The organism is Trinickia terrae (assembly GCF_005144415.1).
Classification (GTDB): domain Bacteria; phylum Pseudomonadota; class Gammaproteobacteria; order Burkholderiales; family Burkholderiaceae; genus Trinickia_A; species Trinickia_A terrae.
Genome location: NZ_SWJE01000015.1, coordinates 215,112 through 229,913 on the forward strand (window position 1 = coordinate 215,112; position 14,802 = coordinate 229,913).

At 65.5% G+C, this 14,802-nt stretch carries 15 protein-coding genes; 5 read left to right on the plus strand and 10 right to left on the minus strand.

Annotation, left to right across the window (positions count from 1 at the left end; all coding sequences use genetic code 11):
* Nucleotides 1-101: 101 nt before the first annotated feature.
* On the minus strand, nt 102-860 hold the full coding sequence (locus tag FAZ69_RS25530) for an SDR family oxidoreductase (RefSeq protein ID WP_136897872.1): 759 nt from the start codon (nt 858-860) through the stop codon (nt 102-104).
* An 80-nt stretch (nt 861-940) separates the two neighbouring features.
* Complete coding sequence (locus tag FAZ69_RS25535; RefSeq protein ID WP_136897873.1) at nt 941-2,380, minus strand: aldehyde dehydrogenase family protein; 1,440 nt, start codon at nt 2,378-2,380, stop codon at nt 941-943.
* A 214-nt stretch (nt 2,381-2,594) separates the two neighbouring features.
* Here FAZ69_RS25535 and ppa point away from each other — a divergent pair, with 214 nt between their 5' ends.
* A complete protein-coding gene (ppa, locus tag FAZ69_RS25540) occupies nt 2,595-3,122 on the plus strand; it encodes an inorganic diphosphatase (RefSeq protein WP_136897874.1) in 528 nt (175 codons plus the stop codon).
* A gap of 95 nt (nt 3,123-3,217) precedes the next feature.
* Here ppa and FAZ69_RS25545 read toward each other — a convergent pair whose 3' ends face one another.
* Both FAZ69_RS25545 and FAZ69_RS25550 read right to left on the minus strand, forming a co-directional pair.
* On the minus strand, nt 3,218-3,535 hold the full coding sequence (locus FAZ69_RS25545) for a GIY-YIG nuclease family protein (protein ID WP_136897875.1): 318 nt from the start codon (nt 3,533-3,535) through the stop codon (nt 3,218-3,220).
* The gene (locus FAZ69_RS25550) at nt 3,535-4,704 is read right to left on the minus strand and encodes a GNAT family N-acetyltransferase (RefSeq protein WP_169708759.1); all 1,170 of its coding nucleotides are present in this window, start codon (nt 4,702-4,704) and stop codon (nt 3,535-3,537) included. Before FAZ69_RS25550 ends, FAZ69_RS25545 begins: the two co-directional genes overlap by 1 nt.
* A gap of 205 nt (nt 4,705-4,909) precedes the next feature.
* Between FAZ69_RS25550 and FAZ69_RS25555 the strand changes: the two genes are divergently transcribed.
* On the plus strand, nt 4,910-6,607 hold the full coding sequence (locus FAZ69_RS25555) for an NAD+ synthase (RefSeq protein ID WP_136897877.1): 1,698 nt from the start codon (nt 4,910-4,912) through the stop codon (nt 6,605-6,607).
* 106 nt (nt 6,608-6,713) lie between these two features.
* Nucleotides 6,714-7,052 (plus strand): P-II family nitrogen regulator, encoded by a 339-nt coding sequence (locus FAZ69_RS25560; RefSeq protein ID WP_124150032.1) that lies wholly within the window; start codon nt 6,714-6,716, stop codon nt 7,050-7,052.
* Nucleotides 7,053-7,253: 201 nt separating this feature from the next.
* On the opposite strand, the gene FAZ69_RS25565 is transcribed toward FAZ69_RS25560, so the two are convergent.
* The 5 genes from FAZ69_RS25565 to FAZ69_RS25585 all read right to left on the minus strand — a co-directional run bounded on the left by FAZ69_RS25565 (nt 7,254) and on the right by FAZ69_RS25585 (nt 12,101).
* Nucleotides 7,254-8,351: a porin gene (locus tag FAZ69_RS25565; RefSeq protein WP_136897878.1), complete on the minus strand. Its 1,098-nt coding sequence runs from the start codon at nt 8,349-8,351 to the stop codon at nt 7,254-7,256.
* Nucleotides 8,352-8,937: 586 nt separating this feature from the next.
* A complete protein-coding gene (locus FAZ69_RS25570; protein WP_136897879.1) occupies nt 8,938-9,717 on the minus strand; it encodes an ABC transporter ATP-binding protein in 780 nt (259 codons plus the stop codon).
* Nucleotides 9,718-9,771: 54 nt separating this feature from the next.
* Entirely contained in the window at nt 9,772-10,485 is a 714-nt protein-coding gene (locus FAZ69_RS25575) for an ABC transporter permease (RefSeq protein ID WP_136897880.1), read from the minus strand.
* Nucleotides 10,486-10,505: 20 nt separating this feature from the next.
* Nucleotides 10,506-11,195, minus strand: coding sequence for an ABC transporter permease (locus FAZ69_RS25580; protein WP_136897881.1), 690 nt, complete (start codon nt 11,193-11,195; stop codon nt 10,506-10,508).
* Nucleotides 11,196-11,552: 357 nt separating this feature from the next.
* On the minus strand, nt 11,553-12,101 hold the full coding sequence (locus FAZ69_RS25585) for a periplasmic heavy metal sensor (protein ID WP_136897882.1): 549 nt from the start codon (nt 12,099-12,101) through the stop codon (nt 11,553-11,555).
* A gap of 226 nt (nt 12,102-12,327) precedes the next feature.
* Here FAZ69_RS25585 and FAZ69_RS25590 point away from each other — a divergent pair, with 226 nt between their 5' ends.
* Nucleotides 12,328-13,050, plus strand: coding sequence for a response regulator (locus tag FAZ69_RS25590; protein WP_136897883.1), 723 nt, complete (start codon nt 12,328-12,330; stop codon nt 13,048-13,050).
* On the plus strand, nt 13,034-14,350 hold the full coding sequence (locus tag FAZ69_RS25595) for an ATP-binding protein (RefSeq protein ID WP_136897884.1): 1,317 nt from the start codon (nt 13,034-13,036) through the stop codon (nt 14,348-14,350). The genes FAZ69_RS25590 and FAZ69_RS25595 overlap by 17 nt, the downstream gene beginning before the upstream one ends.
* A 122-nt stretch (nt 14,351-14,472) precedes the next feature.
* On the opposite strand, the gene FAZ69_RS25600 is transcribed toward FAZ69_RS25595, so the two are convergent.
* Nucleotides 14,473-14,739 (minus strand): double-stranded DNA-specific endonuclease, encoded by a 267-nt coding sequence (locus tag FAZ69_RS25600; RefSeq protein ID WP_136897885.1) that lies wholly within the window; start codon nt 14,737-14,739, stop codon nt 14,473-14,475.
* Between the last annotated feature and the right edge of the window lie 63 nt (nt 14,740-14,802).

Below are 14,802 nucleotides of genomic sequence, written 5' to 3' on the forward strand. Positions count from 1 at the left end.
GCGCAGGTACTGCCGCTCGTGCTGCCGAAGGCGCCGCGACGATGATCGCTCATTCGCCCGGCGCCGTCATCCTTGCCTTGAATGCCACGCGCCGCGCGACTTCAGACGCAGCGTCCGCCATCCACCTCGAGGCAGACGCCGGTGACGAACTCGGCGTCGTCCGACGCCAGATAGAGCGCGGCGTTGGCGATGTCCTGCGGCGTCGAAAAGCGCCCGAGCGGGATGCCGGCGAGAAAGCGCTGGCGATTCTCGGGCGTGTCCTCCATGCCCATGAACTCGGTCAGCAAGCCTGTCTCCCCGATGACCGGATTCACGCAGTTCACGCGAATCCGGTCGGGGCCGAGCTCGGCGGCGAGCGCCTTGCTGGCGACGATCAGCGCGCCTTTGCTGCCGTTGTACCAGACGAGGCCGGGGCGCGGCCGCACGCCCGCCGTCGACGCGATGTTGACGAACACGCCGCCGCCTTGCGCGCGGAAATACGGCACGAACTCCTGGACGCTCCAGTAGAGCCCTTTCACGTTCACGGCATAGACGCGATCGAACTCCGCTTCGCTCACTTCGAGCACCGGCTTGTTGCGGTGCGTGGCGCCCGCGTTGTTGACGACGATCTGCACGCTGCCGAAGTCCTCGATCGCGGCCGCGCGCAGCGCGTGCCAATCGGCTTGACTCGTGACGTCGCCCGCGACGGCGATCGCTTTGCCACCCGCCAGCGCGATCTCGCTCGCCACTCGCTCGGCCGCGGCGGCGTTCAGGTCGTTGACGACGACGTTCGCGCCTTCGCGCGCATAGGTCTTGGCGATGCCTTCGCCGAAGCCCGAGCCGCCACCGGTGACGATGGCCGTTTTGCCTTGTAGTCGCATGCTGTCTCCTTGTCTTTATTTGGATTGGTGCGTTGTGTCAGGTGCGCCTGCTGTCTGCCGGTTTTCCGAGCGACGCGAGATCACCCGTGCTTGATCGCGATCGTCTTCAGCACGGTGAATCCATACAGCGCCTCGAAGCCCTTCTCGCGCCCATGGCCCGAATGCCCGACGCCGCCGAACGGCAATTCGACGCCACCGCCCGCGCCATAGTTGTTGATGAACACTTGTCCCGACCGCACGCGCCGGGCAAGACGCAGCTGGCGCGCGCCGTCGCGCGTCCAGATGCTCGCGACGAGCCCGTATGGCGTGCCGTTGGCCAGCGCGACAGCTTCGTTTTCGTCGTCGAAGGGCAGGGCGGCAAGCACCGGCCCGAACACCTCTTCGCGAGCGAGACGATGGCCGGGCGGCACGTCGCGCAGCAGCGCCGGCGCTTGATAAAAGCCGCTCTCGGGCGCATCGGCGGCGATTTCACCTTGCGCGGCCATCGGAATGCCGTCGTGCTGCGCGTCCGACAGGAAATCCCATACGCGCCGCTGCTGCTTCGCGTTGATGAGCGGCCCGCAATCGAGGTCGGCGCGGCTCGGCCCGACACGCAGTTCGCGGAACCGCGCGGCGAGCCGTTCGAGCAGCGGCTCATACGCGGCGCGCTCGATCAGCACCCGGCTGCCCGCCGAGCAGGTCTGCCCGGCGTTCTGCACGATCGCGGACACGAGCGTCGGCAGCGCGGCATCGAGATCGGCATCGGCGAACACGATTTGCGGCGACTTGCCGCCCAGCTCGAGCGTGACCGGCACGTGGTTTTCGGCGGCCATCTGCGCGACGAGCTTGCCGGTCTCCGGCGAGCCGGTGAAGGAGATGTGGTCGATGCCCGGATGGCGCGCGAGCGCCGCGCCCGCTTCGTGTCCGAAGCCCGTGACGACGTTGAGTGCCCCTGGCGGCAGCCCCGCCTCGGCGGCGAGCGCCGCGACGCGCAGCACCGACAGGCACGCATCTTCCGCCGGCTTGACCACGCAGGCATTGCCCGCCGCGAGCGCCGCGCCGGCGCTGCGCCCGAAGATCTGCATCGGGTAGTTCCAGGGCACGATGTGGCCCGTCACGCCGTGCGGCTCGCGGATCGTCAGCACCGTGTAGCCGGCTTGATAGGGCAGGGTCTCGCCATGGAGCTTGTCGGCGGCGCCCGCGTAGAACTCGAAATAGCGCGCAAGCGCGGCGGCGTCGGCGCGCGCCTGCTTGAGCGGCTTGCCGGTGTCGCGCGCCTCGATCTGCGCGAGCTCTTCGTGGCAGGCGGTCACGAGCATCGACAGCCGGTACAGCACACGCCCGCGCTCGGCGGCGCTCGACTGCCCCCATGCGCCTTCGAACGCGGCGCGCGCGGCGGCGACCGCGCTGTCGATATCGGCCGCGTTGCCGCGCGCGATCTGCGCAAACGTCTCGCCATCGGACGGATCGATGACAGCGATCGTCTCGCCGCCCGAGGCGGCCGCCCAGCCGCCTCCGATGAAATGCTTCGCGTCTTCCATGCACACTCCTCGCCGGCTTGCGCCGTGATTCGATCGAGAGGGAAACGAGCGTCGATTATCGCGCCGATCGGCGGTCAGGTCAGCATGGCCGATTGGCTATAATGGCGCATTCTTCCTGTCCGGTCTGCCGGGCGCGTCATTCCGGCAGCAGCGCGGCGCCGCGGCGGCAGGGCCGTGTTTCACGAATTTCCTTCCTCTTTCTTCAGAGAACGTCATGAGCTTCAATCACGTCCCCGCAGGCAAAGACATCCCCAACGACTTCAACGTCATCATCGAAATCCCGGCGCAAAGCGATCCGGTGAAGTACGAGGCGGACAAGGACCTGGGCCTGCTCGTCGTCGACCGCTTCATCGGCACGGGCATGCGCTATCCGGCGAACTACGGCTTCATTCCGCAGACGCTGTCGGGCGATGGCGACCCCGTCGACGTGCTCGTCGTCACGCCGTTCCCGCTGGTGCACGGCTGCGTCGTGCGCTGCCGCGCGCTGGGCATGCTGCAGATGACCGACGAATCGGGCGTCGACGCGAAGCTCGTCGCCGTGCCGCAAGACAAGCTGTGCCCGATGACGGCGCACATGAAGTCGATCGACGACGTGCCCGAGTACCTGAAGGACCAGATCAAGCACTTCTTCGAGAACTACAAGGCGCTCGAGAAGGGCAAGTGGGTGAAGGTCGAGGGCTGGGTCGGCCTGGAAGCCGCGCAGAAGGAAATCACCGACGGCGTTGCGAACTTCAAGAAGTAAGCGGTTGGGCGGCGAGAGCCGCCGCCTAGCCTTGCGATAGAGAAAAACCGCGCGAGCCCGCAAGGGCCGCGCGGTTTCTCATTGGGCCCGGCTTTTCAGGCGGCCTCGTCTTCCACCGGCGGCTCAGGCGGCACCGGAGGAAGCACCGATTCGAGGGTCCGCGCCCCCGCCGCCAGCGCACGCTTTTCCTTCGGCGCCAGCCGCTTCACCCAATATTCGGCGCGCAAGGCGCTGGAGCGATCGGCCACCTCGAACGACGCCAGCAGCGCCACCGGTTTGCGCGAGCGCGTATAGCGCGCGCCGGCGCCGCTCGCGTGCTTGTCATAGCGCGCCGCGACATCGGTGGCGATGCCCGTGTAGACGCTGCCGTCCGAGCATTCGATCAGGTAGAGAAACCAGGGCGTCGATCGCATCAAGTCTTGAACGGATTGTGCTCGCGCAGCTCGTCGACATGAGCGTGAATCAGGTTCGCCTCGTTCGCGAGAAAGCGCCCGACAGCATCCTCGAAGGCGGGATGCGCGAGCCAGTGCGCCGAGCGTGTGATGGTCGGCAAAAAGCCGCGCGCCATCTTGTGCTCGCCTTGCGCGCCGCCTTCGAAGCGGTCGAGCTTCTCCTCGATGCAGAATTCGAGCGGCTGGTAGTACGCGGTCTCGAAGTGCAGGCACGGCACGTGTTCGAGCGCGCCCCAGTAGCGGCCGTAGAGCGTGCCGCCCGTCGCGTCGTTGCGCTCGTAGACGACGAGCGAGCTCGCGATCGGCTTGCCTTCGTACTCGGCGATAACGAGCAGCAGGTTCTCGGGCATCGTCGCGCCGATCGTCCGGAAGAACTCGAGGTTTAGATATGGCGACGAATAGTGCTCTCGGTAGGTTTGCCGGTAGCACTTGCTGAAGAAGCGCCAGTCGGCGTCGGTGGCGTCCTCGCCGCGCACGCGGCGGAACGTGATGCCTGCCTCGCGCACCTTGCGGCGCTCCGCGCGGATGTTCTTGCGCTTTTTTTGCTCGAGCGTCGAGAGGAAATCGTCGAAATCGCGGTAGCCGTCGTTCAGCCAGTGGAACTGGATGCCCTCGCGCTGCATCATGCCGAGCTCCGTCAGCGCGTGCGTTTCGGTTTCGGTCGGAAACAGCACGTGCAGCGACGACACGTCCATCTGCCTGGCCAGCGCGACCAGCGTGGCCGCGAGCTGGCGGCGCGCGTGGTCGTCGGCGGCGAGCATGCGGTTGCCCTGCACCGGCGTGAACGGCACCGCGCAGACGAGCTTCGGGTAGTAGGCGAGCCCGTGGCGCTGGTAGGCGTCGGCCCAAGCCCAGTCGAACACGTATTCGCCGTACGAGTGGCTCTTCAGGTAGAGCGGCGACGCTGCGGCGAGCTGCCCGGTGCGAGTGTCCGTCAGCGTGACGAAGCGCGGCGCCCAGCCTGCGTGCTCGCTCGCGCACTGCGCGGTCGTGAGCGCGCTCAGGAATTCGTGCCTGAGGAACGGCGTGGGCTGCGCTTGGCGCGCGAGCAGGCCGTTCCATTCCGCCGCGTCGACCTCGAGAGGAGACGCGAGAAGGCCCATGCGATAATCGAAGCGTTCTTGTTTCAACGGTGTGACTGTTCCACTTGGTCCGGCGACGCGGCGCCCGTTGCCTCTCATGTTGCTTGCCGCCGCGGCGTTTCGCAATCGCGAGCAATCGCCAGGAAGCCGGCTCCAGCTATCGAACTGATATGAGACTACCCCCACGCTCTCTGCGTTCGCTGCCCCCCGAGGGGGCGGTCAGTACGTTTGGGGCGGCCCTGCACGTACTGACATGAAAACCCGAATCGCACTTGCTCAAATCAATGTCACCGTCGGCGATTTTGCCGGCAACGTCGCGAAGATCGTCGCCGCCGCGCGCGCCGCGCACGCCGACGGCGCGAAGCTGCTCGTCGCGCCCGAGCTCGCGCTCTCAGGCTATCCGCCGGAAGACCTGCTGCTGCGCCCGGCGTTCTACGCCGCCAGCGCGGCTGCGCTCGCCGACCTCGCCGAGCAGCTCGAGCCGTTTGCCGGCCTGCATGTGATCGTCGGCCATCCGCATCGCGAGGGTGCGGGCGGCGCCAGCGGCCATGGTAATGCAAACCGGCCCATCGAGCGCGGCCTGCCGCCCGTCGATACGTACAACGCGGCGTCGCTGATCGTCGACGGCAAGATCGCCGGCACCTACGTGAAGCAGGAGCTGCCGAACACCGAAGTGTTCGACGAAAAGCGTTACTTCGCGGCCAGCCCCGCGCCGTTCGTGTTCACGCTCGACGGCGTCAAGTACGGCGTCGTGATCTGCGAGGACGCGTGGCACGCGTCGGCCGCGCAGATCGCGAAGGCCGCGGGCGCACAGGTCATCGTGATCCCGAACGGCTCGCCGTATCACCTGAACAAGGAGGCGGTGCGCGTCGACATCCTGCGCGCGCGGATCGCCGAGACCGGCCTGCCGATGATCTACGTGAACATGGTCGGCGCGCAGGACGAGCTCGTGTTCGACGGCGGCTCGTTCGTGCTCGACGCCAACGGCGAGATGGTCGCGAAGATGCCGCAGTTCGTCGAAGGCCATGCGATCGTCGAGTTCGACGGCGCGACGCCGCTGCCCGGCGAGATCGCGCCGGAGCTGCCGCTCGAGGCGCAGGTCTACGCGGCGCTCGTGATGGGCGTGCGCGACTACATCGGCAAGAACGGCTTTCCGGGGGCGATCATCGGGCTTTCGGGCGGGGTCGATTCGGCGCTCGTGCTGGCGGTGGCCTGCGACGCGCTCGGCGCCGACCGCGTGCGCGCCGTGATGATGCCGTCGCGCTACACGGCGGATATCTCCACTACCGACGCCGCCGAGATGGCGCGGCGCGTCGGCGTGCGCTACGACGAAATCGCGATCGCGCCGATGTTCGACGCGTTCCGCGGCTCGCTCGCGAAGGAGTTCGAGGGCCGCGCCGAAGACGCCACCGAGGAGAACATCCAGGCGCGCATCCGCGGCACGCTCTTGATGGCGCTGTCGAACAAGTTCGGCTCGATCGTGCTGACGACCGGCAACAAGAGCGAGATGGCGGTCGGCTACTGCACGCTATATGGCGACATGGCGGGCGGCTTCGCCGTCATCAAGGACATCGCGAAGACGCTGGTCTACCGCCTCTGCCGTTACCGCAACGCCGCCACGGCGTTCGAAAAGGGCGACATCATCCCGGAGCGGATCCTGACGCGCGCGCCGTCGGCCGAGCTGCGCGAGAACCAGACCGACCAGGACAGCCTCCCGCCGTACGACGTCCTCGACGAAATCATGCGGCTCTACATGGAAGAGGACAAATCGCTGGGCGAGATCGTCGCGGCGGGCTTCGCGGCCGACGACGTGAAGCGCGTCACGCGCCTCATCAAGATCAACGAATACAAGCGCCGCCAGGCGCCGATCGGCATTCGCGTCACGCACCGCGCGTTCGGGCGGGATTGGCGCTATCCGATCACGTCGCGCTACACCGAACCCGTAGAATGACGCCGGCTTGGCTCGCGCCGTGTGCTGCCGCTCGCATCGCGGCACACGGCGCGGCGTAGAATCGAACTCATACCATTATTTCCATTCGCTTGCGAGGAGGCACGCCATGAAACGCATCACCGCCGTCATCAAACCGTTCAAGCTCGACGAAGTGCGCGAGGCGCTGGCCGAGGTCGGGCTCACCGGGCTCACCGTGACCGAGGTCAAGGGCTTCGGGCGCCAGAAAGGTCACACGGAGCTGTACCGCGGCGCCGAATATGTCGTCGACTTCCTGCCTAAGGTGAAGATCGAAGTGGTGGTGGCAAGCGCGCAGTGCGATCAGGTCATCGACGCGATCATCGGCGCGGCGCGCACCGGCAAGATCGGCGACGGGAAGATCTTCGTGACGGACGTGGAGCGTGTCATCCGCATCCGGACCGGGGAGGAGAACGAAGCGGCGGTGTGATGGCGGTGTAGTTGCCGGAATGTACGGGCGCGCTGCCTTCGGGCGGCGCGCCCGTGGCGTTTCTGGGCCTCGCGTTCACGTCTCGTGCCGGGCGCCGTAAACGAAAAAACGGTGCGATGCCCTTGTCGGACACCGCACCGATACGCGCCTCTCGCAGCAGCGTGAAACTTGTAGTGAAGCTGTTCTGATTACACCGTTCGATTAGAACGAGTGCTGGATGCCTGCGTACACGCCCGATTGGCTGTGGCCAACCAGCGGGTTGTCGTTGGACGAGCTGCCCGCGCCCGCGCTGTTTGCCTCGAGTCCGAAGTTGGCAGTCTTGCTGTTGCGAACCGTCGCGGCCTGGAAGTCGAGCAGCGTGCGCTTCGACAGGTTGTACGTGCCGCCGATCGTGTAGATCGTCGCGTTGCCGCCGCCGTTGTTGGCGTTGACGTGATAGACGGCGCCGATCAGCGCGGCTGCCGGCGTGGCTTGCCACGTCAGGCCGCCCCATTCCTGGTCGAGCGAGCTCGGTTGCACCGAACTCGTCTGGCCAGACGAGCGGACCGCGTTGTAGCCGGCTTGCACCTTGAACTGGCCGAGGAACACGTTCGCCATCGCCATGTACTCACGCGAATAGTTGAACGCGCCGCTCGTCGAACCGCCGTTCAGCGAGCCGTTCGCCGGGTTGCGGATTTCGTCATAGAGGCCGCGAACCTGGAAGAGCGAGGCGGTGTAGGTCAGTTGCAGGCCGTCTTCGCGCCCTTGCGCCGCGCCGTTGCCGCCGTTCCAGCTTGTCGAGTTCGACAGCGAGTACTGGCCGTAGACGTCGAAGCCGTTCCACTTCGGCGACTGATACGAAAGGTTGTTGCTCGACTGCGGCCAGTTGCGGCCGCGCACGAGCGAAGCCGTCGACCAGGCCGACTGGCCCATCGGGTCGAAGTCCCAAATGCCGTTCGAGATGAAGAGCTCGCGGCCCAGCAGGAACGTACCGTAGTTGTCGTTCGCGAAGCCGATGGTTGCCCAGCGATTCCAGATCTGGCCGACGTTGTTAGTGCCGTTCATCGTGTTGAAGGAGCCTTCCAACTGGAACACCGCCTTCGTGCCGCCGCCGAGGTCTTCAGCGCCCTTCAAGCCCCAGAGGCTGGTGCCCCAGTCGCCGCTCTCGGCACGCCAACGGCTTACCGAACTGCTGCCGTTCGACAGACCGCTCATATATTCAATGCCTGCGTCGAGGCGCCCGTACAGCGTCACGCTGCTTTGTGCGTGTGCGATTACGCCTGCAGACATGAGCGCCGCGGCGAGCAAAGCTTTCTTCATCATCTCCTCCATTACCCTGTCAAAAGTCAAGCCACTACTGCGATAGCGCCCGGCGCGCAAACGCCGGGCGGGAATTTTTATCCAGGGAGATCTGCGAAAGGCCGACGCGCTGTGCCGTGTGGCGGTTGTCCCCGAGCACGGCGCGTGTAGTGGGCCAGGCGTCCGTCGCAGTTCCCGATCTTCGAGCGACCGGTGTCCCCTCTGCGCTTTGAAGTAAAACTACATTTCAAGAACTTTGTTTTGCTACTTTGGTTACTAATTTAGCAAAAATACACTTCTGTGGCGAAGAAAATCGTAGTTCGGCTAGCTGGTGTCTCTAAATTGCAATACCAGTGTGGTCAGGGCGCCGCAGTGGGCACGCTAAGGGTGCCGAAAATCCTTGTCTGACAAGGGATGGGCAATTCACAGACAGGTGGGTCAAGGAATTTCACTATTGACGGTGGGATTAGCCGGGAGTAGGCGGCTAATCGCGCCTGTTTGGCGGGGGTGGCTCGGCTAAAAGGCCGGATTTTTAGTAAGCGAAGAAAAACAAAAGGCGCTGAAAGCGCCTTGTAAAAATCGTGTCGAACCCGGCTCAATGCCGCATTTATTTGAGGCTGCCCGACAAGAATTGCTTGAGTCGCTCGCTTTCCGTGTTCTGGAAGACTTCGTCCGGGCGGCCTTCTTCCTCGATGCGTCCCTGGTGCAGGAACACGACGTGGTTCGACACGTTGCGCGCGAACCCCATCTCGTGCGTCACGACGATCATCGTGCGGCCTTCCTCGGCGAGCTTCTGCATCACTTTCAGCACTTCACCGACCAGTTCCGGATCGAGCGCCGAGGTCGGCTCGTCGAACAGCATCACGTCGGGGTTCATCGCGAGCGCGCGGGCGATCGCCACGCGCTGCTGCTGCCCGCCCGACAGATGCGACGGATACTGCTTCTCGACGCGCGGCGCGAGCCCCACCTTCTCCAGATACTGCCGGGCGCGCTCCTCGGCCTCGCGGCGCGGCACGCCGAGCACGTGGATCGGCGCCTCGATCACGTTCTCGAGCACGTTCATGTGCGCCCACAGGTTGAAGTGCTGGAACACCATCGAGAGCTTGGTGCGCATGCGCTGCAGTTGCTTCTGATCGGATACGTGCAGCGCACCGGCCCTGTCCTTCTGCGTGCGGACTTCCTCGCCGTCGACGAAGATCCGCCCCGCGGTTGGCTGCTCGAGGAAGTTGATGCAGCGGAGCATCGTGCTCTTGCCCGAGCCTGATGAGCCGATGATGCTGATGACGTCGCCGGCGTTGGCCTTGAGCGACACGCCTTTGAGCACCTCGTGGTTGCCGTAGTGTTTGTGCAGATCGTCGACGAAAAGCTTGTGCATCGGGGAATTCATGTCAGGTACGTCGGGCCGCGCACCTGGCGAGCGCGGCGGGTATGTCGTTTCAGGTTACTTGCCTTGCGGGCGCAGATACGCGAGCCAGCGCTTCTCGGCGCGGCGGAACAGCGCGACGAGCGCAAACGAGATCGAGAGGTAGAGCAGGGCGGCGAGGCCGAACGCCTGGAACGACATATAGGTCGCGGAATTCACGTCGCGCGCGATCTTGAGGATGTCGGGGACGGTCGCCGTGAAGGCGACCGTCGTCGCGTGCAGCATCAGGATCACCTCGTTGCTGTAGAGCGGCAGCGAGCGCCGCAGCGCCGACGGCAGGATCACGCGCCGGTACAGCGTGAACGACGACATCCCGTAGGCGCGCGCGGCTTCAATCTCGCCATAGGCGGTCGACTTGATCGCGCCCGCGAAGATCTCGGTGGTGTAGGCGCAGGTGTTCAGCGTGAAGGCGAGCAGCGTGCAGTGCATGCCGTCGCGGAAGAACGCATTGAGCAGCTCGTTGCCGCGCACGACTTCGAGGCTGTAGAGGCCCGTGTAGCAGAGCAGCAGCTGCACATAGAGCGGCGTGCCGCGGAAGATGTATGTATACAGCCACACCGCGCTCGAGAGCCACTTCCTCTTCGACACGCGGGCAACGGCCAGCGGGATCGAAAGACAGAAGCCCAGGCCGATCGACACCACGAGCAGCCACAGTGTGATCACGACGCCGGTCAGGCGGTAGCCGTCGCTATATAGATAGTTGCGCCAGTATTCTTGAATCAGCTCGATCATGGATTCGCCTGCCGTCTCGCTTAGAGGTCCGCTTTGCGCACGCCGATCGAATAGCGCTTCTCGAGCCAGAGCAGCACCAGGTTCGAGACCGACGTGATGGCGAGATAGATCGCGCCTGCCAGCAGCGTGAAGAAGAAAAAGCGCAGCGTGCCCTTGCCGGCGTCCTGCGAGGCTTTGACCACGTCGGCGAGGCCGATGATCGACACGAGCGCGGTCGCCTTGACCATCACCTGCCAGTTGTTGCCGATGCCGGGCAGCGCGAAGCGCATCATCTGCGGGAACATGATCCGCGAGAACGTCTGCCAGCCCGTCATGCCGTAGGCGGCGCCCGCTTCGAGCTGGCCGCGCGGCACGGAGAGAAACGCGCCGCGGAAGGTCTCGGTGAAATACGCGCCGTAGATGAAGCCGAGGACGATTACGCCGGCCACGAACGGGTCGATGTCGATCTGGTCCCAGCCGAGCATGTCGGTCAGGTTGTTGAGCCAGATCTGGATGCTGTAGAAGAGCAGCAGCATCAGCACGAGGTCGGGGACGCCGCGAATGAGCGTCGTATAGAGCGCGCCGGCGCCGTAGCTGATGCGGTTCTTCGACAGCTTTGCCGCCGCGCCGATCAAGCCCAGCACGAATGCGAAGGCGAGCGAGAGGACCGCCAGCTTGACGGTCTGCCAGGTGCCCGCGAGGATCAGCGGGCCGTAGCCTTGAAGAAACATAGGAAGTCGCCGCTATTCTAGGACCTGTTGTCAGCGAGAACAGGCCCTGGGTGGCCAAAATTGTGCGCCGGGCACCGGCTTCGTCGGGGGTCCGTAAGGACTCGAGGACGAAAAGCGCGGTATTTTACCCGATGGCACACGCCGCCATAAAAAAACGCCACGTGACGCAACATATGCGCACATGGCGTTGTCTCGGCGGCGGCGCTGGCCGCTCCAGGTTGCGGACCCCGTTTCAGGCTTTCATGCTCCCAGGCCCTGCGCCGCCGTTGCCGGCGGCGCCGAAGCGGCCGGCGTCAATGCGCGCCGGGCCGCCCCAAGCGCACTGACCACCCCTCGGGGGCAGGTGGGGCCGTTCTCTTATTGCGCCGGCATCGCGTCCGATGCCGCACCCTTGTCTTGGTGGTGGTGCTCCCAGTGCTGTTCCATCTTCTCGCGGAACTGCTCCATCTTCGCGAAGTGCTGCTTGAGCGCCGTGCTGACGATGGTCTTCTGCTGGTCGTTCAAGCCGTTATAGAAGGCGAGCCACGCTTGCGCGGTCTGTTCGCGCAGCTGCTCATCCTGCTGCTGCGCCTTCACGTGAGCGTCGTGCAGCGCGTTCAGGTCGAGGATCGGCTGCTGCTGCATCGCCTTGAACTGGTCGTGCATCTGCTCGTGACTCTTGCGCGCCGCATCGCGGTTCTGCTTCATCGTGTTGAGCGCGTCCTGCCACTGCTTTTCCTGATCCGGCGAGAGCTTGAGCTGGGCATGCAGCTGGTTCAGCTGCTTTTCGAAGCCGCCGTGGTGCCAGCCGCCGGGTCCGCCGGGTCCGCCCATGGGCATGTCGCCCTGGGCGGCGTAGGCGGCGCCGAACGTCACGGCGAGCGAGGCGGCCGTAATGGCGAGAAGGCGCGAGATTTTGTTTTTCATCGAAGACTCCCAAGAAAGATAAAGCCGACGATGCGACCGCTGCGCTCGATGTTGGCGCGGCGTGCCATCGGTTGGACATAGGCTAGACAGCCGGCGCCGGCGGCGTGTTACGAGCAGAAGAGGGGGTATTACGCTGCATTACGGGGCGCTTTCGCAGTAACGCCCCGTAACCCTTTAGCGGGTTTGCTCACCGAATGGCCGGGCGGCGCGCGTTAAACTTCGTTTCATGGCTACTCAAATTCTTGTCGTCGACGACGACTCCGAACTGCGCGATCTGCTGCGCGACTACCTCGTCAAACAGGGCATCGAGGTTTCGGTGCTGCACGACGCCGGCTCGCTCGAGCGGCGGCTCGAGCGCGAGCGCCCCGACCTGATCGTATTGGACCTGATGATGCCGGGCGTGGACGGCCTCACCGCGCTGCGCAAGCTGCGCGCGGCGGGCGACGACATCCCGGTGATCATGCTGACCGCCCGCGCGGACGACGTCGACCGCATCGTCGGCCTCGAGCTCGGCGCGGACGACTACCTCGGCAAGCCGTTCAATCCGCGCGAGCTTCTCGCGCGCGTGCAGGCGGTGTTGCGGCGCCGGCGCACGGTGCCGTCGGCGGCGCCCGAGCAGCGCGAGCCGTTCTTGTTCGGGCGCTTCCAGCTCGACTTCCAGTCGCGCACGCTGAACATGGAGGGCAAGCCGCTGACGCTCTCCGGCAGCGAGTTCGCGCTCTTGAAGATCTTCGTGAATCATCCGATGCGCACGCTCACGCGCGAACGCCTGCTCGAACTGCTGCACGGGCCGGAGTACGACGGCACCGACCGCGGCATCGATGTGCAGGTCTGGCGCCTGCGCCGCATCCTCGAGGTTGACCCGTCGACGCCGCGCTTCATCCAGACTGTGCGCGGGCGCGGCTATGTCTTCGTGCCCGACGGCGAGCAAAATGCGCCGGCCAATTGATTCGCTGTTTGGACGGCTGGCGCTGCTCGTCATTGCCGTCCTGCTGCTTTCGCATTTTGCGTGGTTCCTGCTGATCCGCTTCGAGCGCAACCAGTTCCAGACGCGCTACGCGGTCGAAGAAGCGACCTTCCTCGTCGACGCCGTGCGCCAGCACGTCGCACATGAGCCCGACCAGCCCTTGCCGTCGCGCGTGCGGCTCGTCGATCCGGGGAGCCCCGACATTCCCTCGGTGAATCCCGATTTATCCGCGCCGCTCAAGCGCTTCGTCGACGACGTGCGAGACCGCATGCCGCCGGGCTCCGACGTGCGCATCGGCGTGCCGGGCCGGCCGCCCACGCTATGGGTTCACGAGGCGGGCGACCGCAAGTGGATCGTGGTGCCGGCTCAGCCGCTGCGCTCGCCGCGGCCGTTCGACCAGATGGTGATCTGGCTCGCGTCGATTTTCTCGCTGGCGGTGATGTGCGCGCTGCTCGTCGCGTGGCGGCTGCAGAAGCCGTTGACCTCGCTCGCGCACGCGGTGACGCGGTTCGGCCGCGGGCAGCCGGTGCCGCCGCTCAAGGAGCGGGGGCCTCGCGAGCTGCGCCAGCTCACGCACGGCTTCAATCAGATGGTTCAGGAAGTCTCGCGCACCGAGAAGGACCGCGCCGTGATGCTGGCCGGCGTCGCGCACGACCTGAAGACTCCGCTCGCGCGCATGCGGCTGCGCGCCGAGATGATGGACGAGGCCAAGATGCGCGATGGCGTCGTGCGCGACGTCGATTCGATGGCGCACATCGTCGACCAGTTCCTGGTCTTTGCGAACGGCGGCATCGATCGCAGCGAGCCGGTCGAGGTCGACGAGCAGTGCGAGCGCGTGGCGCGCAGCTATCGCGCGGTGCCGCCGGGCGCGCCGAGCGTACAGACCGAGTTGACCGCCGGACCGGCTTTCCGCCTCCCCGCCGCGACACTCGACCGGATTCTCTCGAACCTGCTCGAAAACGCGCATGCATACGGCGTGCCGCCCGTCCACGTCGAGACCGCGCGCACGCCGTCAGGCTGGACGCTGTCGGTCAGCGATCACGGCCAGGGCATCGCGCCGCAGGATCTGATGAATGCGAGCCGCCCATTCGTGCGGCTCGATCCGGCGCGCGGCGGCAACGGGCACAGCGGCTTGGGGCTCGCGATCGTCGAGCGGCTCGTGCGCCGCGCAGGCGGCGAATGCGTGATCGGCAACCAGGAAGGCCGCGGCTTGCGGGTGCTGATGACGTTCCCGTTCGAGGCACTGCCGCGTACGGCTGCGGAATCCGAAGCGGTCTGGTGAGAGCGGGCGCCTTGCCGGCGCCCGTGGAGACTAGCTTTGCATGGGATCGGAGTAAGTGCTGAGGCACTAACTCCGATCGACAGGGCCTGCCTTCGGCATGAGCCGGCAGGCTTGAGTTGCGCCTACTCCGCGAACAGCGTATTGAGCGCGGCGGCGGCTTCGCTGTCGACCGTGTTGTAGGTGACGCTGTCGGCCTCGAAGATGTAGTGGGTCGTGTACTTGCCGAGCTTCGCCAGGATCTCCTCCTGGATCGCTTCCGGCGCCACGTCGAGCTTCAGGTACCACGCCGTCGACGACAGGCGGGTCTGGAACGAGCCGTAGTCGGTCAGCAGAAGGTCGAACGCCGCGGCGTCCTGATCCCGGCAGACGATGACCAGATTCCCTTTCATGCACACCTCCAAGGTTGGGTCGTGAACTTTCGCACGAAAGCCGATGATACCTTGCGCTCGTCC

Bases quoted from the DNA above. Each gene is read 5' to 3' on its own strand.
- FAZ69_RS25595 (WP_136897884.1), top strand. From the start codon at position 13,034: ATGCGCCGGCCAATTGATTCGCTGTTTGGACGGCTGGCGCTGCTCGTC.
- FAZ69_RS25545 (WP_136897875.1), bottom strand. From the start codon at position 3,535: ATGCGATCGACGCCCTGGTTTCTCTACCTGATCGAATGCTCGGACGGC.
- FAZ69_RS25575 (WP_136897880.1), bottom strand. From the start codon at position 10,485: ATGATCGAGCTGATTCAAGAATACTGGCGCAACTATCTATATAGCGAC.
- FAZ69_RS25585 (WP_136897882.1), bottom strand. From the start codon at position 12,101: ATGAAAAACAAAATCTCGCGCCTTCTCGCCATTACGGCCGCCTCGCTC.
- FAZ69_RS25555 (WP_136897877.1), top strand. From the start codon at position 4,910: ATGAAAACCCGAATCGCACTTGCTCAAATCAATGTCACCGTCGGCGAT.
- FAZ69_RS25590 (WP_136897883.1), top strand. From the start codon at position 12,328: ATGGCTACTCAAATTCTTGTCGTCGACGACGACTCCGAACTGCGCGAT.
- FAZ69_RS25580 (WP_136897881.1), bottom strand. From the start codon at position 11,195: ATGTTTCTTCAAGGCTACGGCCCGCTGATCCTCGCGGGCACCTGGCAG.
- ppa (WP_136897874.1), top strand. From the start codon at position 2,595: ATGAGCTTCAATCACGTCCCCGCAGGCAAAGACATCCCCAACGACTTC.
- FAZ69_RS25570 (WP_136897879.1), bottom strand. From the start codon at position 9,717: ATGAATTCCCCGATGCACAAGCTTTTCGTCGACGATCTGCACAAACAC.
- FAZ69_RS25600 (WP_136897885.1), bottom strand. From the start codon at position 14,739: ATGAAAGGGAATCTGGTCATCGTCTGCCGGGATCAGGACGCCGCGGCG.
- FAZ69_RS25530 (WP_136897872.1), bottom strand. From the start codon at position 860: ATGCGACTACAAGGCAAAACGGCCATCGTCACCGGTGGCGGCTCGGGC.
- FAZ69_RS25565 (WP_136897878.1), bottom strand. From the start codon at position 8,351: ATGAAGAAAGCTTTGCTCGCCGCGGCGCTCATGTCTGCAGGCGTAATC.
- FAZ69_RS25535 (WP_136897873.1), bottom strand. From the start codon at position 2,380: ATGGAAGACGCGAAGCATTTCATCGGAGGCGGCTGGGCGGCCGCCTCG.
- FAZ69_RS25560 (WP_124150032.1), top strand. From the start codon at position 6,714: ATGAAACGCATCACCGCCGTCATCAAACCGTTCAAGCTCGACGAAGTG.